Source organism: Microbacterium daqui, from assembly GCF_050408675.1.
Taxonomy (GTDB): domain Bacteria; phylum Actinomycetota; class Actinomycetes; order Actinomycetales; family Microbacteriaceae; genus Microbacterium.
In genome coordinates, this window is the sequence record NZ_JBNTKF010000006.1 from 68,976 (window position 1) to 88,089 (window position 19,114).

Here is a 19,114-nt window from a genome sequence, read left to right on the forward strand (position 1 = left end):
AGGGTCGATACGGACGTCGTGGGCACAACGCTACGACCGAGCGTTTCGAGGCCCACAATCGTGGGTGACGAAATGTGTTTCACGATGACGAAATATTTCGCCGCCCCGTGACACAAGCACCGGATAGCCTCGATGTATGGCACGTTCACTCCCCTACGGCTCCTGGCCTTCACCCATTTCAGCCGCTGACGCAGCCGCGGGTTCCGCTCGCTTCGACGGTGCCCGTTTCGTCAACGGTGAGGCGTTCTGGGCACAGTCCGTGGCCGGGCGAATGACGGTGTTTCGGGAGGGAACAGCGGAACCATTGTTGCCGGAACCATGGAACGTGCGTTCTCGACTACACATGTATGGCGGCGGCGCGTGGAGCGCGGGCGCTGATGGCACGGTGTATTTCGTTGAAGCGAGTGACCAGCGCGTCTGGGCATTGACACCAGGCACCGAGCCACGCCCCCTCACCCCGGTTGACGAAACGGCGACGTACGGCGGCCTCACGATGAGCGCCGGTCTGCTGCTAGCGGTGCGAGAGCGACGCTTGCCAGCGGGCATCGATCGCGACATCGTGACGATCGCGACGCGTGGCGACCTCAATGACTCCGTCATGAGCCTCGCCTCGGGTACCGACTTCGTGGCCCAGCCGGCGCTGAGCCCCGACGCCGCGAACCTCGCATGGGTGGGCTGGAACCACCCCGACATGCCGTGGGATCGTGCCAACGTTTACGTACGCTCGCTGATCACCGAGAACCACCCATTTTCTGTTTCCGAGGGTGCAGGCGTGCAGCCCCAGTGGAGTACCCGCGGCGACCTGTTCTTTGCCGATGACCGCACCGGCCGGTGGAACCTCCGCGCAACGCCCGCTGGTTCCGCTTCTTCCTTGCCCGTCGCGCCCGTCGATGCCGACACCGGCGGCGCCCTGTGGGTGCAGGGGCTGTCGTGGTTCCGTCTTCTCGATGACGGTCGCGTGCTCGCGGTGCGTACCGACGGCCGCGACCGCCTCGTGCTGATCACCCCCGATGGTGAGCGTGAGATTGTGACGCCGTTGTCTTCAGGAGTGATGGTCGAAGACGTCGACGGAACCAGGGTGCTGGTGAGCGGGGCTGGCGAGGCGGTGCCGGGTGGGGTGTGGCTGCTCGACGTCGATGATGCGGCGGTGCTGCGGCCGATTGCTGGCGGCGTGACAACGTGGGATGCCTCGGTGTTGCCACAGGCCGAGCCGATGAAGCTGGAAGGCCCACACGGCGACGTGCACGCGTTCTTTTACGCGCCCGTGAACCCGACCTCTGAGCCGGAGGCGGGTAAGCTGCCGCCGGTCATGATCATGGTGCACGGCGGCCCGACCGACCACACCTCCCCTGCGCTATCGCCGACGATCACGTACTTCACCAGCCGCGGCATCGCCGTGTGCGAAGTGAACTATGGCGGCTCAACCGGCTACGGCCGCGCCTACCGTGAGCGTCTGCGCGGCCAGTGGGGCGTTGTTGATGTTGATGACGTGATTGCTGCGGCCGACGCTCTCGCGGCCTCGGGCCGTGTCGATCCGGAGCGTATCGCGGTGCGTGGCGGCTCAGCTGGCGGCTGGACCGTGCTCAACGCCCTCGCGCGCAGCGACCGGTTTGCGGCGGGCATCGCCCGCTACCCCGTGACCGATGCCCGCGCTCTTGCGAGCGATGACGGCGAGTTTGAATCACGGTACTTCGATGGCCTCATCGGGCCCCTCCCCGAAGCCAACGACCTGTACGTCGAGCGCTCACCGCTGACCCACGCGGCGAAAATCTCCAGCCCGGTATTGCTGGAACAGGGCAGTGACGACCCCGTGGTTCCGCAGAGCCAAGCCGAGGCGATCCGCGACGCTCTCGCCGCAAACAGCGTGCCACATGCGTACGTGCTGTTCGACGGTGAGGGCCACGGGTTCCGTAAGCCCGAGACGCTGATCGCGTCGCTCGAGGCCGAGCTGGGGCTGTTGGCCACCGTGTTCGGGTTCGAGACCGACGTGCCGCCGCTCGCGCTCAGTTAGCGGGATCAGCGAGGCGTGCCGATCGGCGCGCCCGCCACCGTGTCACGGGCGGCAAGAAGAGCTGAATCAGCGGCCCGACGCCAAACGCAAAGATCAGCGTGCCCACGCCCACCGTGGTTCCGAATCCCCAGCCGATGAGCGCCCAACCGAGGATCAGCACGCTACCTTCGAGTACCGTGCGCACAAGCCACACCGGTTGCTTCGTGACGCGCACGAGGCCTGTCATCAGGCCGTCGCGCGGGCCCGGGCCGAAGTCGGCGTCGATGTAGAGCACCGTCGCGAATGCGAGGATCACGAGGCCCACGGCGAAGTACACGCATCGGAGCCACAGTTCGTCGGTTTTCGGCACAAACATGAGCGCGAGGTCGGCCCACAGTCCGACGGTGAGGCCGTTCATCAGGGTGCCGATGCCGAAACGTTGCCGCAGCGGAAACCACAGCAGCAGCACGACCACCGAAATCACGACGGTGGCAATGCCATACGTGAGGTCGAAGTTTTCGATGAGGCCGAAGCTCAGCACATCCCACGGCGCGACGCCGATGTGGGCGCGCACCATGAGGGCCAGCGCGAAGCCGTAGAGCGCGAGCCCAACAATGAGCTGCACCCAGCGGTCAATCGTGTCCTTCCGGCCTGACGTGTTGGCGGGAAGGAAGAACTTCCACCACATCAGACGGCGTACTGCTGAAGCTCAGCAGCGAGCCGTTCGCCGACACGGGCGTGCACGCGGGTGCCTTCGGCCTCGTGTTCCGACGAAATGAGCAGGCCGCTTTCGTGGATTTGCGAGACGAGCGAGCCACGGTCGTACGGAATGAGGGCGTGGACTTCGACAGCCGGAACCGGGAGGGCGTCTTCGACAGCGGCTCGCAGTTCGGCGATGCCTTCGCCCGTGCGGCTCGACACGAAGTACGAGTCGGGTTGCAGGCCGCGCAATACAAGGCGGGTGTCGTCATCGACGAGGTCGGCCTTGTTGAACACCACGATTTCCCGGGCGTCACGGGCCCCAACGTCGGCCATGACATCACGCACGGTCTGCAGCTGGCTCCCCGGATCCGGGTGCGCCGCGTCAACGACGTGCAAGATGACGTCGGCTCCGGCGACCTCTTCGAGGGTGGAGCGGAACGCTTCAACCAGCTGGTGGGGCAGGTTGCGTACGAAGCCGACCGTGTCCGTCAGCGTAAAGACGCGGCCGTCGGCGGTCTCGGTGCGGCGCGTGGTCGCGTCCAGCGTTGCGAACAGCGCATTTTCGACCAGCACGCCGGCCTCGGTGAGGCGGTTCAGCAGACTCGACTTGCCGGCGTTGGTGTATCCGGCGATCGCTACGGAGGGAATCGTGTGGCGCTTGCGCTCAGCACGCTTCGCTTCACGGGCAGGAGCAAAGTCGCGGATCTGCTGACGCAGTTGCGCCATGCGCGTGCGGATGCGACGGCGGTCAAGTTCGATCTTGGTTTCACCGGGACCACGCGACCCCATACCGGCACCACCGGCACCGACCTGGCCACCGGCCTGGCGGCTCATCGAGTCACCCCAACCGCGCAGGCGCGGCAGCAGGTATTCGAGCTGCGCGAGCTCGACCTGCGCCTTACCCTCACGGCTCTTGGCGTGCTGGCTGAAGATGTCGAGGATGACGGTGGTGCGGTCGATGACCTTGACCTTGACGACGTCTTCCAGGGCACGGCGTTGGCTCGGTGCGAGTTCGGAGTCGGCGATCACGGTGTCAGCGCCGAGCGCCGCCACGATGTCGCGAAGTTCTTGCGCCTTACCGCGACCGATGTAGGTGGCGGGATCGGGGTGCGGGCGGCGCTGCAGCAGACCATCGAGCACGATGGCGCCGGCGGTTTCGGCGAGCGCGCTCAGTTCGCGCAGCGAGTTTTCGGCGTCAATCTGCGCGCCCTGCGGGTACACACCGATGAGCACGACGTTTTCCAGACGCAGCTGGCGGTACTCGACCTCGGTGACGTCTTCGAGTTCGGTTGAGAGGCCCGGAACACGGCGCAGCGCGTGACGCGCCTCCAGATCCCACTGCTCACCATCTGTCGAGCCGTGACCGGCCGTTGCGTCGTCTTGCAGAGCCTGGGCAGCACCAAACACCCGCGTTGTGGTGCGGCGTTCGGCGTGAGCCAGAACCCGCTCGACGGGGTCAATGCCGTCACCGTTGACGTCGCCGGGCGCATTGGTTGCGGCGTCGTTCATCGCGTCATCGCGGGAACGGGCGTCGTCGGGGAATTCGTTGTCGCTGGGCAGGGTAATCGTCCTCTCGCACCGCCTACGCGGTTCAGTCAAGCCTAACCCTCCATGAAGGCCTCTGCTCCGATAGTCTTGACCCTCATGAGCAGTGATCACTATTTCAGTGCCACACCGTCCAGCTCGTACACCCCGCGCACCATTCACGTGACGCTGCAGGGCCGTGCCGTGGAGCTGACCACGGCGGGCGGAACCTTCTCTCCCGAGCGGTTGGATGCGGGCACCGCCGTGCTGCTCAATAACGTGCCCACGCCCGCCCCCGGCGGAAATCTGCTCGACATTGGTTGCGGCTGGGGTCCGATCACGCTGAGCCTCGCGATGGCATCGCCGCACGCAACCGTCTGGGCTGTCGATGTCAACGAGCGTTCGCTCGATCTCACGCGCCAGAACGCCGAATCGCTGGGCCTCGACAACGTGCGCGTTTGCAAGCCCGATGAGGTTCCCGACGACATCGTGTTTCGCACGATCTGGTCGAACCCACCGATTCGTGTCGGCAAGGACGAACTGCACAGCCTCCTGCGCCGGTGGTTGCCGCGCCTGGATGAGCGTAGTGACGCGTGGCTCGTCGTTGCCCGCAACCTCGGCTCAGACTCGCTCCAGCGCTGGCTTGACGCGACGCTCGATTCGACCTTCACGACGTCGCGTCACGCGACAAGCAAGGGCTACCGCGTGCTGCGCGTGCGCAAGCACGGCTCCCCGAGCACCGATACCCTCGACCTCGCGTAGGCCGTCAAGTTCCGCCTTTGGGCGGGCGCCGCGACGTGCCTCTACGCGAGTGAAATGGTTCCGCTAAACACCAGCGCTGCGGGGCCAGACAGCCCGACGTGTTCGCCCTCTTCGGTCGGAAACATCCGCACGCCCACAACACCGCCCGGAGCTTCGACGCGCCAATTGTGAGGTGCGTGCGGGCCCGCCCAGTGCCGTACAGCAAGCGCCGCGGCGGCGATGCCTGTGCCGCATGACAGCGTCTCCCCTACGCCGCGCTCAAACACGCGCATGCGGATGTGGCCGACGCCGTCGACGATCATGGGGTCTTCCGGAACGACAAACTCAACGTTCGCGCCGGCTGCGGGTGCCGGGTCGAGATGCGGGATGACTGCGAGGTCGAGGTCATCGAGCTCGGCGTGCGAGGCGAGAGCCACGACAACGTGCGGGTTGCCGAGGTTCAGGCTGAGGCCGGGGCGCGCGACGGCCAGGCCCCGCGTTCGCACGAGAGGTTCGGCGGCCTCGAGCTTCCACCGGCCGAGGTCGACCTGGAACCCCTGTGCCGAGCGCGTCAGGTCTTTGATGCCGGCACGGGTGCCGATCGGCAACGTGGAACCCGGCTCGATCGTGGCGAGGCCCGAGTCCAACAGGTACTTCGCGAAAACGCGGGTGCCGTTGCCGCACATTTCGGCCTTCGAGCCGTCGGCGTTGCGGTAGTCCATAAACCACTCCGCGGCGGGGTCTTCCGCGAGAATCGCGGCTCCCTCGGCGATCGCGGCGGAGCGCACGACGCGCAACAACCCGTCAGCACCGATACCAAAGTGGCGGTCGCAGAGTGCGGCGACCTGGTCGTCGGTCAGGTCGAGTTCGCCATCGGGGTCAGCGATGATGACGAAGTCGTTGCCGGTACCGTGGCCTTTGGTAAACGCGATCTGAGGCATGAGTCCAGTCTATTGACGCTCTCGATGCCGTCGCACGATTACGGCGTCGCGAGCAGGTCAGCTGCGGTCGTCTCGCGGGCGTCAATCCACTGCGCGTGCTTGTAGCGACGGAACCATGACACTTGGCGGCGCGCGTAGCGGCGCGTGAGCGCTTGCGTTTCAGCGATCGCCTCGGCCTCGGTCATCTCGCCGCGCAACTGGGCCAGCGCCTGCGCGTATCCAATCGCCCGCGGTGCCGTGGTTCCGTCTTCCAGCCCGTGCCCCCGGAGGTCTTCAACCTCGGCGGCCATGCCCTGCTCCCACATGCGGTCAACGCGCGCGTCGAGGCGCACCACGAGCTCATCGCGTGGGATGCCGGTCGCGATGATGCGGTGCGGCTGCCAGTCGATGGGTTTTTCGGGGAGCGCTGCTTTGTGGGTGTCTTTGCCAAGCTCCAGTACCTCGAGCGCGCGCACCAGGCGACGACCGTTGTGCGGGTCGATGCGTGCCGCGGTCTCCGGGTCTTTTTCGGCAATGCGCTGGAACATCGCGCCGGGGCCATGCTCGATCAGCTCAGCCTCAAGGCGCGCGCGAAGCTCTTCGTCGCGCGGCGGAAACTGAAAGTCGAAAAGCACGCTGGAGACGTAGAGGCCGGAACCACCGGCAAGAATCGCGATATTGCCGCGTGCCTGGATGGCTTCGACGGCAGCACGAGCTTCTCCCTGGTACCACGCGACGGCGGCGTCTTCAGCCGGGTCGAGCACATCGAGCATGTGGTGCGGGATGCCGCGGCGCTCCTCAACCGGCAGCTTCGCGGTTCCGATGTCCATACCGCGGTACAGCTGCATCGCGTCGGAGCCAACGACCTCAGCGGTCTCGCCGCGGCGCGCGAATTCGTCAGCGAGGTCGAGGGCGAGATCGCTCTTGCCGGTACCGGTGGCACCGACGACGGCGATCAGCCGCGGTGAACTCGTCACGCCTGCGGGCGCAACACCGGCAGGCCGAGGCCAACGATGCGCTTGCCGTCGTCGCCAACGGACGTTGCTGGTGCGGGCACGCCACAGGACTCTGCCTGCGAACGATCCCACGCATCGCCAGCACGCGTGCGGCGAATGCGCAGCTTCTCACCGTCAGCCACGTCAGCGACCAGGTAGTGCGGGGCACCACGCGTGATGGTCACGGTGACGACGTCGCCGGGGCGCGGAACCGCGGAACCTTCGGGCACGGAGAAGTGCACGAGGCGGTTGTCTTCGGCGCGACCAGAGAGGCGATGGGTTGCGGAGTCTTTACGACCCTCGCTGGCACCCACGAGCACCTCAACCTCGCGGCCGACCTGCTTCTGCGCCTCTTCATTGCCGACGCGCTCCTGGAGGGCGAGGAGGCGGTTGTAGCGCTCCTGCACGACCTCCTTCGGCACCTGGTTCTCCATCGTCGCTGCGGGTGTGCCCTCGCGGATGGAGTACTGGAACGTGAAGGCGCTCGCGAAGCGCGACTCTTCGACGACCCGCATGGTCTCGAGGAAGTCTTTTTCGGTCTCGCCCGGGAAGCCAACGATGATGTCGGTCGTGATCGCGGCGTTCGGCATCTTCTCGCGCACGCGGTCGAGAATGCCGAGGAACTTAGCGGAGCGGTACGAGCGGCGCATCGCCTTGAGCACCGTGTCAGAGCCCGACTGCAGCGGCATGTGTAGGGACGGCATAACGGCAGGAGTCTCAGCCATCGCGTCGATGACGTCGTCGGTGAATGCTGCCGGGTGGGGGCTCGTGAAGCGGATGCGTTCGAGCCCCTCAATCTCGCCAGCTGCACGCAGGAGCTTGCTGAATGCCTGGCGGTCGCCAAACTCAACGCCGTAGGAGTTCACGTTCTGGCCGAGCAGGGTGACCTCAACGGCGCCATCATCGACGAGCATCTTGATCTCGTTGAGGATGTCGCCAGGGCGACGGTCTTTCTCCTTGCCGCGAAGCGACGGCACGATGCAGAAGGTGCACGTGTTGTTGCAGCCGACGGAGATCGAAACCCAACCGCTGGAAACTGAGTCACGCTTCGTGGGCAACGTCGAGGGGAAGATCTCGAGCGACTCCAGAATCTCGAGCTGCGCCTCGTCGTTGTGACGTGCGCGCTCGAGTAGACCCGGGAGCGAGCCCAGGTTGTGGGTTCCGAAGACCACGTCGACGTAGGGAGCCTTGTCGATGACGGCTTGCTTGTCCATCTGCGCCATGCAGCCGCCGACAGCGATCTGCATGCCCTCCTTGCGGCGCTTGACCGACGCGAGGTGGCCGAGCGTGCCGTACAGCTTGCCGGCAGCGTTCTCGCGTACGGCGCACGTGTTGATCACGATGACGTCAGCTTCTTCGCCAAGCTCGGCGGGAAGGTAACCGGCGCTTTCCAGGGATCCGGAGAGACGCTCAGAGTCGTGAACGTTCATCTGGCAGCCGAGGGTGCGCACTTCATAGGTGCGCTGCGTACCGTCGGGGCGGAGCGCGGCGGGCGACGGCTCGATCAGCGTCGGGGCGTTGGAGGGTGAAGACATGATGGTGCCATTCTACGTTCCCGTTGACGCACCCAGGCCTCTTGCCGTGAGTCGCCGCCGCCCTCGCTAGCGGAACCGCGGGCGGTCAACCTCGCGAAGCGCTTGTTGCGCTGCGTCTCGTGCAACACTTCCGGAGAATCCGCGACGCGCAAGTTGCCCCATGAGGCGTCGCAGCGCCACGTCGGGTTCGAGGCGCGACAGGCTGTTCGCTTTCGTGCGGGCATATTCCAGCGCGCGTTCGTCGTCGTCATCGGGAAGCTCAGCCATGGCAGCGTCGGCCACGTCGCGATCGATACCGCGTTGGGACAACGCCAGCGCGATCGCCCGGCGACCCTGGCCCTTGCGGGTCGACCCGGCGTACACGATCTGCTCTGCCAACACCGCGTCGTCGAGGTAGCGGCGCGCAACGAACGCATCGACGATGTCGTTCTGAACATCGTCGGGGAAACTGAGCCCGCGAAGGTACGAGCGCGCCTCGGAGATCGAAAGCCCCTTGCCTCGGAGCTTCTTCAGCAGCGCAGCCTCGGCCTGTTCTCGATGCTCTTGGGGCGAAGCCTCGGGTGCTTCGTCGTCGACGCTCTCGACAACACGCAATCGCGGTCGCGAGCGCGGCGCGTCTGCGTGCGGCCCGCCGGTGCGGGCACACGTGCCGCGCCCCGTGCGTTCCTCCCGCGCTTCGGACGATCCAGTGGGCACGTCGGGCAGCGACTCCGTACGTCGCTCCCCCTCGGGCTTCTGGAGCTCAGACGCACGCATCAGGGTGGGCTTCTTGCGACGCGTGGCCGATGGCAACGTGGTGGGTGCCGATGTCGGATGACGGCGACGTGAACCCGCCTCATCGTCAGCAACGCCCGCCGATGGTGCCGATGACAGCGGCCGGAGAGGAGTCTGTTCCGGATCAACCCACCAGCCGTCGGCGTCGGTTGATTCAACCGGGTTCTCGTCGTGTACCCAGGAGTTGTCGGGCCTCGCTGTATTGGACGCAGGCGTGACGTCTTCGGGCGGCGCGGGGTTGTCGTCACGCCGCCCGAAGATCGGAATCACAGGAGCGAGCTCGTCGCCTCCGTGATTCACTTCACGATTCATGCCGAGCGACGCTCCTCGGTAGCTGCTTCTTCGGCGACGGCGCCGCCGATGCCAAGCTTGCCGAGAATCTTCTTTTCGATCTCGTTAGCCGTGTCAGGGTTCTTGAGCAGGAAGTTACGGGCATTTTCCTTGCCCTGACCCAGCTGCTCACCGTCGTACGTGTACCAAGCACCCGACTTCTTGACGATGGCGTGTTCGACACCGAAGTCGATCAGGCTACCTTCGCGCGAAATACCGACGCCGTAGAGGATGTCGAACTCAGCCTGCTTGAAGGGCGGAGCCATCTTGTTCTTCACGACCTTGACGCGGGTGCGGTTACCGACGGCCTCCGAGCCGTCTTTCAGCGTCTCGATACGACGAATGTCCAAACGAACCGACGCGTAGAACTTCAGCGCCTTACCGCCGGCGGTGGTCTCTGGTGAACCGAAGAACACACCGATCTTTTCGCGCAGCTGGTTGATGAAGATCATCGTGGTGTTGGTCTGGTTGAGGCCACCGGTGAGCTTACGCAGCGCCTGCGACATGAGGCGAGCTTGGAGACCGACGTGCGAGTCACCCATTTCACCTTCGATTTCAGCGCGCGGCACGAGGGCAGCCACGGAGTCGATGACGATCAGGTCAATGGCACCCGAGCGTACCAGCATGTCGGCAATCTCCAGCGCCTGCTCACCCGTGTCGGGCTGCGAAACGAGAAGCGCGTCAATGTCAACGCCCAGCTTCTTTGCGTACTCGGGGTCAAGCGCGTGCTCAGCGTCAATGAACGCGGCAATACCGCCGGCACGCTGAGCGTTGGCGATAGCATGCAGGGTCAGGGTCGTCTTACCGGAAGACTCGGGGCCGTAGATCTCGATGATGCGGCCGCGCGGAAGCCCGCCAATGCCGAGCGCAACGTCGAGGGCAATCGACCCGGTCGGGATCGTTGCAACGGGTGCGCGCTCGTCGCTGCCGAGGCGCATAACGGAACCCTTACCGAACTGACGGTCGATCTGGGCAAGGGCTGTTTCTAGTGCTTTTTCGCGGTCTGCGGGTGATGGCATGACGTGCTCCTTAGTGCTCGCGTTCTCTGTCGCCTATAGGCTGTCGCGCCGCCCCACGTGTGCGGGGCGTACCTTCGACAAGGCGTCGGTTGGTGATGACGCTGACACTACGCCGGGCCTCCGACATTGCTCATGTCAAGGGTCAAACCGTGGAGAAAAGCGCGCTCATCAACCGTTGTGAAGGAGCCTACGCCCAACTAGAACGGATATTCGAGGACACGCCGGAGAAAGTTTCGAAAAAGAAAAATCTCCGGCCGAAAAATCGGCCGGAGATTTTGCATTACCGACGCGCGCGGTCGATGCGCCCGGCGCCGTGCCACCGGCTTTGCGGAACATCGGCCTCAGCGCACAGCGCCAGCCAAATCTCTCGCGGTGGCACACCGGCAGCAAGTGCGGCGTTAGGCGTCATCCCGATGCCAGGAAGATGCAGATCTTCCAGCATCGTCAATGCCCGCCCACCGAACTCACCGTCGACGGCACGCAAGAACTCGCTACGGCGCATTAAGGCTTAGTGCAGCGACAGCTCAGGCTCGACAGCAGCCACCAGCTCGTCGGGAACAGTGTCCGGGAAGGAGCTGACCGTCTCGAAGGTCGTCAGACCCTCCAGAACGGCGATGCGATCCCCCACCTCACGCATCACGACAGAGATCGGAACATCGAGCGCTTCAGCAACGGCGGCGAGAATTTCGCTGGACGCTTCTTTCTGACCGCGCTCGACCTCGCTCAGGTAGCCCAGCGCAACACTTGCGCGGCTCGCAACCTGACGAAGGGTTTGTCCCTTTTGCTGGCGGAGGTCGCGAAGCACGTCGCCAATTTCCTGACGTACCAAGATCATTTCGTCCTCCTCCAAGTGAACACCCTAGCTGGGTGGTCAACAGTACCTTACGAACGCTAACGATTCGAACCGGTTTCATCGAGCGTATTACTCGATTCCCTCAGAACAACCGCGAATGGCCGAGGTTCATTCCCCAGAACCCTATGTATTCGCTGAATACGGCTCGTCACCGCACGAAATCAGCTCCCGCTGGCACGAAACCGCGCCATCTTCTCTGCACGTGAGATTACTCGTCAAAGCCCGAGTGCACGACCCACTGCCGTGACCGCTTCGCCAACGCTGGCGGCGCGAATCTCTGCGCGGGTTCCTGCGAGGAGAAGCGGAACCACGAGCTCGGTTTCTGGGGTGGAGACCGCCACGTAGACGGTACCCACGGGCTGCCCGTCGGCGGGGTCCGGGCCCGCTACTCCGGTCGTCGCCACGCCCACATCTGCTGGCCCGCTCACACCGACCGCCGCGCGTACACCGCGCGCCATCTGCAGGGCAACATCCGGGTCGACGGCACCCTTGCGTGCGAGCAGGTCGCCGTCAACGCCGAGTACCGTCTCCTTGACGCTGGTCGCATATGACACGACCCCACCCAGGTAGACGGCTGAAGCACCGGGAACCGACACGAACGCGTCTGCCAGCAACCCGCCCGTCAACGACTCTGCTGTCGCCAACGAGTACCCTCGGCGGGCGCACTCGGCAAGAACCTGTTCAGGCGTTGTCATGACCCTTGCCACGTTGAGCGCGCCGGCCGCGAAGGTCGGCGGCGACGATGTCAATGCCGCTGACCACGGTCAATACGACGGCGATCGTCATCGTCACAGCGTTAACGATGTGAATCCAGTCGCCGACGACATTCCACAGCGGCAGCAGCGCGAGCGACAGCGCCAGCGCCTGCGCCACCGTCTTGACCTTGCCCATCCAGGCAGCGGCGACAACGTGATCCGACGCTACCGCGAGTCTCATGATCGTGATGCCGATCTCGCGTACGAGCACGAGAATCGTGATCCACCACGGCAGTTCGGCAAGAATCGACAGGCCCACAAACGCGAGTCCGGTGAGCGCCTTGTCGGCAATCGGATCAAGCAGCTTACCCAGGTCAGTGACGATGTTGTGCTTGCGTGCCAAGTAGCCGTCGATGCCGTCCGTCGCGATCGCGACGATGAACAGAATCGCGGCGGCCCAGCGCAGCGTCTCGTCGCGCCCGCCATCGGCGAGCAGCATCCAGAAGAACACCGGTGCGCACAGAATGCGGACGATGGTGATCGCGTTGGGCAGTTGCCGGGGTACAGCCATTAGTCGCGTCCTGTCAGGTTCCAGGCGTCTTCGTCGCCATCGTCATCGCTCTCCACCACCGGAAGACCGTCGTACTGTGCCGCGATCGCGTCTTCGCCGTAGCGGTCGGACTCATCATAGGCAGGCTGCGGGGCCGGAACCATGGGTGCAGCCGCCAATGCGGGCGCCACCGGGTCAACGGGTGCGACAGGCGCAGCAGGGGCTGCCGACGGCGGCTCCTCGCCACGCAAGCGGGCGAGAACCGACGGCAATTGTTCCGTCGTCACCAGCACATCGCGCGCCTTGGATCCTTCGGACGGGCCGACAATTTCGCGCGACTCGAGCAGATCCATGAGGCGACCGGCCTTGGCGAAGCCGACACGCAGCTTGCGCTGCAGCATCGAGGTCGACCCGAACTGGCTCGAAACAATGAGCTCGGCCGCGGCCAGAAGCAGTTCGAGGTCGTCACCGATGTCGGCGTCAACTTCCTTCTTCTCAGCAACCTGCTCAACGTCAGCGCGGTACTCAGGGCGGGCCTGGCCGGTGACGTGCTTGACGACCTTCTCAATCTCCGACTCGCTGACCCAGGCGCCCTGCACACGGAGAGCCTTGGAAGCGCCCATCGGCAGGAAGAGGCCGTCACCCTGACCAATGAGGCGGTCAGCGCCGGGCTGGTCGAGAATAACGCGGGAGTCGGTGACGCTCGTCACGGCAAACGCGAGACGTGACGGCACGTTGGCCTTGATGAGACCCGTTACGACGTCGACAGACGGTCGCTGGGTTGCGAGCACGAGGTGGATACCCGACGCACGAGCGAGCTGCGTGATGCGCACGATCGAATCTTCAACGTCGCGCGGGGCGACCATCATGAGGTCGGCGAGCTCGTCGACGACGACGAGGAGGTACGGGTACGGCTTGAGTACGCGCTCGCTGCCAGCCGGCACCTCGATCTCGCCGGCAACGACGGCCTTGTTGAAGTCGTCGATGTGACGGAAGCCGAACGACGCGAGGTCGTCGTAACGCATGTCCATCTCTTTCACGACCCATTGCAGCGCTTCTGCGGCCTTCTTGGGGTTCGTGATGATGGGCGTGATGAGGTGCGGAACACCGGTGTACGACGTGAGTTCAACGCGCTTCGGGTCGATGAGCACCATGCGAACTTCACTCGGCTTGGAGCGCATCAGCAGGCTCGTGATCATCGAGTTCACGAAGCTGGACTTACCGGAACCGGTCGAACCGGCAACGAGAAGGTGAGGCATCTTCGCAAGGTTTGCGACAACGTAGCCGCCACCAACGTCTTTACCGACACCAATCGTCATCGGGTGCGTGCTCTTCTTCGCCGCGTCCGAGCGCAGGATGTCACCGAGGGTGACGATCTCGCGGTCGGTGTTCGGGATCTCAATACCGATGGCGCTCTTGCCCGGGATGGGCGCCAGGATGCGCACTTCGTTCGAGGCGACGGCGTAGGCGATGTTGTTCGTGAGCGCGGTGATGCGCTCGACCTTAACGCCGTGGCCGACCTCAACCTCGTACTGCGTAACTGTCGGGCCACGGGAGAATCCGGTGACCTTCGCGTCAACACCAAACTGCTCGAACACACCCGTGACGGCCGCGACGACAGCATCGTTCGCTGCCGAGTGGGCAACGCCCGGCGCGCCCTCCTTCAGCGCGGAGTCGCTGGGCAACGTGTACGGCGCAACGGGCGAACCCATTCCGCGCTCGCCCGGCCCATCGGTTCCGAATCCGGACAGACCCGGCAGATCGGTGGCCGTCTCATTTTGATCAAGGTCGTCCTTGATCGACGTGGCGGCGGTCTTCGTGGAGAAGTCTGCGGCGTTGCGCAGGTCAGTGAGAACCTGCGTGGCGGCATCGGGAGAAATTGTCGGCGTGGGTGCGGCGGGGGTCGCCTTCGTCACGGCCTGCTCGAAGCTCCCGTCGTCCTTCGAAGGATCAAGGAGCGCGGTGAGCGCGTCGGAGTCGAGACCAGAGTCGTCGGCTTCTTCGCGGCCCGACTTATTGCGACGCCACCAGGGCACGCTCTCGTCACCCTTGGCCGCTTCGTCTTCGGTATCGCGGAAGGTCGGGCCGGCGCTCTCGCCCTTCTCCTGACGGTCCTCACCAAACAACCATGCGTACAGGTCACCCACGCGCTGCGGAATACGGTTCGGCGGGGTCTTCGTGAGGATCAGCACGCTCAACACGGTCAGTAGCGACAACAGAATGTAGGCGACCACGTCGGTCAGCAACGAGAGCGGCTGACCCAGCATCCAGCCGAATAGGCCACCAGCCGCGCTCAGCGCGGGCATGCCCTGTACGGCGTCTGCGGCCGCTGTCTCCGACAGCGTCGGTTGCGGCTTGCCGCCAGCGATGTGGCAGAAGGCTGCCAGCGCCAGGGTGAAAATACCGAACCCAATACCGATGCGCCCGTTGTCGTGAACGGACGATGGGTGACGGAAAAGCCAGCCGGCCAGAAGAATGAGCATGACCGGGAAGACGAAGGCAACGCGACCGATCAGACCGCCGAACGAGTAGGCGCTGATCGTGGCGGCAACATCGTTGCCGATGAAGAACCACTCGTTGACGGCGCCGGCGATCGCCAGCAACACGAGCAGGAAAGGCAGGCCATCGCGGCGCTGATCTTTCTCCAGTGACTCCGGGCCGAAGGCCCGGAACATGCCGCCAACCCCGTGTGCGAGACCCGTGAATGCGCGCGTCGACGCTGCCGGCTTCACCGGCTCATCGACGTAGTTCTTGGGTGCGGGTTGTACCTTTTTTGCGCGCGACGACGTGCCCTTTGCGGGCGCGTCAGATTTCGCGGCTTGGCTGTTCGTCCTGGCCATGCCTCCACGGTACGTCGAGGCCCCGACATTTAGCCGGATTTCGCTCGGCTAGGCGCAAGACCAGGCAAAGCAAAACGTGCCGCGCTTCTGAGCGAAGGCGGCACGTTTTGTCAGGATACTTAGGCTTCGATGACGAGCGGAACAATCATCGGGCGACGACGAAGTCGCTGGTTGACCCAGCGGCCAATCGTACGACGCACCACCTGGCTGAGCGCATGCGAGTCACGCACACCCGCAGCGGCGGCCTCGGCCAGTGCGGCTTCAATCTTCGGACGCACGTCGTCAAAGACAGCGTCATCTTCGGCAAAGCCGCGCGAATGAATGTCGGGCCCGGAAATCACGGCACCGGTCGACGAATCGACGACCACGATGACAGAAATGAAGCCCTCTTCCGCGAGGATACGGCGGTCCTTGAGGTCAGCGTCGGTGATCGCGCCCACGCTGGAACCGTCAACGTAGACTTTGCCGACGTCGAGCTGGCCGACGACGGTGACGTCGCCGGCCTTGAGGTCCATCACGGTGCCGTTCTCAGCGAGAATCGTGCGCTCGGGCGCAATACCGGTCTGCTGCGCGAGCTTGGCGTTGGCAACCAGGTGGCGGTATTCGCCGTGCACCGGCAGCACGTTCTTCGGCTTCAGAATGTTGTAGCAGTACAGCAGCTCACCGGCCGCGGCGTGACCGGAGACGTGCACCATCGCGTTGGACTTGTGCACAACATTGGCACCGAGCTTGGTCAGCCCGTCGATGACGCGGTAGACCGCGTTCTCGTTGCCCGGGATGAGGCTCGAGGCCAGAATCACGGTGTCGCCGGGGCCCGGCTCAATCGCGTGATCAAGGTTGGCCATGCGGCTGAGCACAGCCATCGGCTCGCCCTGCGAACCCGTCGACATGTAGACGATCTGGTCTTCGGGAAGATCGCGCGCCTTCTTGTAGTCGATCAGGATGTTCTCTGGCACCTTGAGGTAGCCGAGCTCTTCGGCGATCGTCATGTTGCGCACCATGCTGCGGCCGAGCAACGCGACGCGGCGGCCGTGTACAGCGGCGGCATCCAGCACCTGCTGTACGCGGTGCACGTGGCTGGAGAAGCTTGCAACGATCACACGGCGCGGCGACTTACCGATGACCTGGTCAAGCACCGGGCCAATGCCACGTTCGGTCGGCGTGAATCCAGGAACGTCCGAGTTCGTGGAGTCAACGAGGAACAGGTCAACGCCCTCTTCGCCCAGGCGCGAGAACGCGCGCAGATCGGTCAGACGGCCATCGAGCGGCAACTGATCCATTTTGAAGTCACCCGTTGCTAGTGCCATACCAGCGGGCGTGCGAATCGCGACAGCCAGTGCGTCAGGAATCGAGTGGTTGACCGCAACAAACTCCAGGTCGAAGGGCCCAACCTTTTCCTGCTGGCCCTCCTTCACGACGAGCGTGTAGGGGCGAATCTTGTGCTCTTTGAGCTTCGCTTCGACGAGCGCGAGCGTCAGCTGCGAGCCGATCAGTGGAATGTCGGGCTTGAGGCGCAACAGGTACGGAACCGCACCAATATGGTCTTCGTGACCGTGCGTGAGCACGACGCCCTCGACATCGTCCAGTCGGTCGCGCAGGGATTCGATGTCGGGCAGGATCAGGTCGACACCGGGCTGGTGCTCTTCCGGAAACAGCACGCCACAGTCGACAACAATGATCTTGCCTTCGTATTCGAAGGTGGTCATGTTGCGACCGATTTCGCCGAGACCGCCGAGCGGCGTTACGCGAAGGGTGCCGGGTTCAAGCGGCGGAGGTGAATAAATCGTGGTGGGCATGAACGCCTTTCAGCGAGTCGTCCCGTGCACCTTCGGCAGCGCGCCGCCTGCAGCGGCATTGCGGTCAGGGCGGAAGTTCGAGAAGTCAATGCCAGCGACGTCGCGCACAAGCGCCAATTCGTCTTCAATCTTGGCGGCTTCCCACTCTTCCGGTCCGACGAGCGGAAGACGGACACGGGGGCTATTGATACGGCCGAGGCCGTGCAGGATGTACTTTGCTGCGACAGTGCCCGGAACGTGCGTCATTGCTGCGCGTACCAGGGGCTCCAAGCTGCGGTGCTGCTCGGTTGCCGCGTGAAGGTCGCCGCGGTTTACGGCGTCCACGATGGCCCGGTACGGTGCGGCAGCAATGTTTGCCGTCACACCGATGAGGCCCGTTGCACCAATCGACAGGTGCGGAAGAACGTTGGCGTCATCGCCAGAGAAATACATCAGATCCGTCTGGTTGAGCACGCGGCTGACTTCGCTGAAGTCACCCTTCGCGTCTTTGACGGCCAAAATGTTGGGGTGGTTCGCGAGGCGTAGGATTGTTTCGTACTTGATCGGAACGCCGGTGCGCCCGGGAATGTCGTACAGGATGACCGGAAGGTCAGTGGCATCAGCGACCAGGCGGAAGTGCGTGAGGATACCCGCCTGCGTGGGCTTGTTGTAGTACGGCGTGACGATCATGAGGCCGTCGGCGCCAGCCTTTTCGCTGGCCTTGTACAGCTCGATCGCGTGCGCCGTCTCGTTGGAGCCGCCGCCAGTGATGATCTTGGCGCGACCGGCAGAGACGCTCTTGCCCACTTCGACGAGCTTCAGCTTCTCAGCGTCTGTCAGTGTCGACGTCTCACCCGTGGTTCCGGTGACGACAATGCCGTCAGCACCGTCGGTGATGACCCGGTCGATGTGCTTCTCGACCGCGGGCCAATCCACTTCACCGTCAGCCGTCATCGGAGTGACGAGCGCAACAAGAACCTGTCCGAAGGGATTGGGGGTAGCGGCCATGCTCCCAGAGTAGCGGTCGCACCGCGTGCCCGCGAAACAGTAGGGCACGAAATGTCGGCGATGCTCGAGGAGTTACCGCCCGCGCGAACCCATCCGAGCCAATGTGCGGTCCGGAAGAATCCCGGTCAGCTTGGCGATCAGCTTGTATTTCAGTGACGGAATCGACACCGCTTTACCTCGGGCGACATCGCGAAGAGACTCCGCGACAACGTCGGGCGCATTCAGCCACATCCAGCCCGGAATCCCCTCATTGCCGGGGGCGAGGCCCATCCGCTCATGAAAATTCGTGTGCGTGTAGCCCGGGCATACGGCCGTCACCGACACGTTGTCATAGTGACCGTTGGCCCACCGCGAGAATGACACGAGCCACTGTTTACAGGCACCGTATGTCGAGCGCGGAATGTAGGCCGCAATCGACGCGACGTTCAAGATCCGCCCGCCGCGTTCCCGCATCACCTGCAGTGCCGCGTGCAAAAGCTGGAGGGGCACGGCAACGTGCAGAGTCAGGTGGTCAAGCTCAGCAGCCACATCGTTTGACGCAAATTCCAGCGGCAACCCGAAGCCGGCGTTGTTGATCAGCAGCTCAATCGGTTCAGCGGTTGATTTCACGCGCTCGACCACCCGAGCAAGATCGTCAGGGTTGAGCAGGTCTGCGACCAGGATGGTGGCGGAACCACCAGCTGCGGTGACCTCGTCGGCGACCGTTTGGAGCGCGTCAGTGGAGCGCCCAACCAAGACGAGTGCGGCGCCTTGCTTGGCGAGCTGGCGGGCGTATTCAGCGCCGAGCCCGGAGCTGGCGCCAGTGATCAGTGCGGTGCGGGGCATGAGGCCAACCTAGGGGTAAATGAAAGATTTGGACACAT

Annotated in this window: 17 protein-coding genes; 2 read left to right on the forward strand and 15 right to left on the reverse strand. The window is 64.2% G+C overall.

Translation table 11 applies throughout. From position 1 onward, the window contains the following. Positions 1–136: 136 nt before the first annotated feature. Positions 137–2,011 (forward strand): S9 family peptidase, encoded by a 1,875-nt coding sequence (locus ACQUSY_RS05660; protein WP_428903533.1) that lies wholly within the window; start codon positions 137–139, stop codon positions 2,009–2,011. Here ACQUSY_RS05660 and yczE read toward each other — a convergent pair. Together yczE and hflX are read right to left on the reverse strand one after the other, a co-directional pair. Continuing rightward, positions 2,004–2,678 carry a membrane protein YczE gene (gene yczE / locus ACQUSY_RS05665; protein ID WP_428903534.1) on the reverse strand — a complete coding sequence of 225 codons (675 nt, stop codon included), beginning with the start codon at positions 2,676–2,678 and terminating at the stop codon, positions 2,004–2,006. The two genes, ACQUSY_RS05660 and yczE, sit on opposite strands and share 8 nt — an antisense overlap. Beyond that, on the reverse strand, positions 2,678–4,201 hold the full coding sequence (gene hflX / locus ACQUSY_RS05670) for a GTPase HflX (protein WP_428903626.1): 1,524 nt from the start codon (positions 4,199–4,201) through the stop codon (positions 2,678–2,680). Before hflX ends, yczE begins: the two co-directional genes overlap by 1 nt. A 135-nt stretch (positions 4,202–4,336) precedes the next feature. On the opposite strand from hflX, the gene ACQUSY_RS05675 reads away from it, so the two are divergent. Further along, complete coding sequence (locus tag ACQUSY_RS05675; RefSeq protein ID WP_428903535.1) at positions 4,337–4,978, forward strand: class I SAM-dependent methyltransferase; 642 nt, start codon at positions 4,337–4,339, stop codon at positions 4,976–4,978. Positions 4,979–5,019: 41 nt separating this feature from the next. On the opposite strand, the gene dapF is transcribed toward ACQUSY_RS05675, so the two are convergent. From dapF to ACQUSY_RS05740, 13 genes are all read right to left on the reverse strand, one after another. Continuing rightward, on the reverse strand, positions 5,020–5,898 hold the full coding sequence (gene dapF, locus ACQUSY_RS05680; RefSeq protein ID WP_428903536.1) for a diaminopimelate epimerase: 879 nt from the start codon (positions 5,896–5,898) through the stop codon (positions 5,020–5,022). Positions 5,899–5,936: 38 nt separating this feature from the next. Further along, complete coding sequence (miaA, locus tag ACQUSY_RS05685) at positions 5,937–6,854, reverse strand: tRNA (adenosine(37)-N6)-dimethylallyltransferase MiaA (RefSeq protein WP_428903537.1); 918 nt, start codon at positions 6,852–6,854, stop codon at positions 5,937–5,939. Beyond that, positions 6,851–8,407 (reverse strand): tRNA (N6-isopentenyl adenosine(37)-C2)-methylthiotransferase MiaB, encoded by a 1,557-nt coding sequence (gene miaB / locus ACQUSY_RS05690; RefSeq protein ID WP_428903538.1) that lies wholly within the window; start codon positions 8,405–8,407, stop codon positions 6,851–6,853. Before miaB ends, miaA begins: the two co-directional genes overlap by 4 nt. A gap of 66 nt (positions 8,408–8,473) precedes the next feature. Beyond that, positions 8,474–9,493 carry a regulatory protein RecX gene (locus tag ACQUSY_RS05695; protein WP_428903539.1) on the reverse strand — a complete coding sequence of 340 codons (1,020 nt, stop codon included), beginning with the start codon at positions 9,491–9,493 and terminating at the stop codon, positions 8,474–8,476. Beyond that, positions 9,490–10,530, reverse strand: coding sequence for a recombinase RecA (gene recA, locus ACQUSY_RS05700; protein WP_428903540.1), 1,041 nt, complete (start codon positions 10,528–10,530; stop codon positions 9,490–9,492). The genes ACQUSY_RS05695 and recA overlap by 4 nt, the downstream gene beginning before the upstream one ends. Before the next feature lie 280 nt (positions 10,531–10,810). Then, positions 10,811–11,032, reverse strand: a complete 222-nt coding sequence (locus ACQUSY_RS05705; RefSeq protein WP_428903541.1) for a DUF3046 domain-containing protein — start codon at positions 11,030–11,032, stop codon at positions 10,811–10,813. Between the two features lie 6 nt (positions 11,033–11,038). Beyond that, positions 11,039–11,365 carry a helix-turn-helix domain-containing protein gene (locus tag ACQUSY_RS05710; protein ID WP_147825790.1) on the reverse strand — a complete coding sequence of 109 codons (327 nt, stop codon included), beginning with the start codon at positions 11,363–11,365 and terminating at the stop codon, positions 11,039–11,041. Between the two features lie 233 nt (positions 11,366–11,598). Beyond that, complete coding sequence (locus tag ACQUSY_RS05715) at positions 11,599–12,078, reverse strand: CinA family protein (protein ID WP_428903542.1); 480 nt, start codon at positions 12,076–12,078, stop codon at positions 11,599–11,601. Continuing rightward, the gene (pgsA, locus tag ACQUSY_RS05720; protein ID WP_428903543.1) at positions 12,065–12,649 is read right to left on the reverse strand and encodes a CDP-diacylglycerol--glycerol-3-phosphate 3-phosphatidyltransferase; all 585 of its coding nucleotides are present in this window, start codon (positions 12,647–12,649) and stop codon (positions 12,065–12,067) included. Before pgsA ends, ACQUSY_RS05715 begins: the two co-directional genes overlap by 14 nt. Then, positions 12,649–15,468: a DNA translocase FtsK gene (locus ACQUSY_RS05725; RefSeq protein ID WP_428903544.1), complete on the reverse strand. Its 2,820-nt coding sequence runs from the start codon at positions 15,466–15,468 to the stop codon at positions 12,649–12,651. Before ACQUSY_RS05725 ends, pgsA begins: the two co-directional genes overlap by 1 nt. Before the next feature lie 119 nt (positions 15,469–15,587). Then, the gene (locus tag ACQUSY_RS05730; protein ID WP_428903545.1) at positions 15,588–17,264 is read right to left on the reverse strand and encodes a ribonuclease J; all 1,677 of its coding nucleotides are present in this window, start codon (positions 17,262–17,264) and stop codon (positions 15,588–15,590) included. Between the two features lie 9 nt (positions 17,265–17,273). Continuing rightward, positions 17,274–18,251, reverse strand: coding sequence for a 4-hydroxy-tetrahydrodipicolinate synthase (gene dapA, locus ACQUSY_RS05735; RefSeq protein ID WP_428903546.1), 978 nt, complete (start codon positions 18,249–18,251; stop codon positions 17,274–17,276). A gap of 72 nt (positions 18,252–18,323) precedes the next feature. Beyond that, complete coding sequence (locus ACQUSY_RS05740; protein WP_428903547.1) at positions 18,324–19,076, reverse strand: SDR family NAD(P)-dependent oxidoreductase; 753 nt, start codon at positions 19,074–19,076, stop codon at positions 18,324–18,326. Positions 19,077–19,114: the final 38 nt, after the last annotated feature.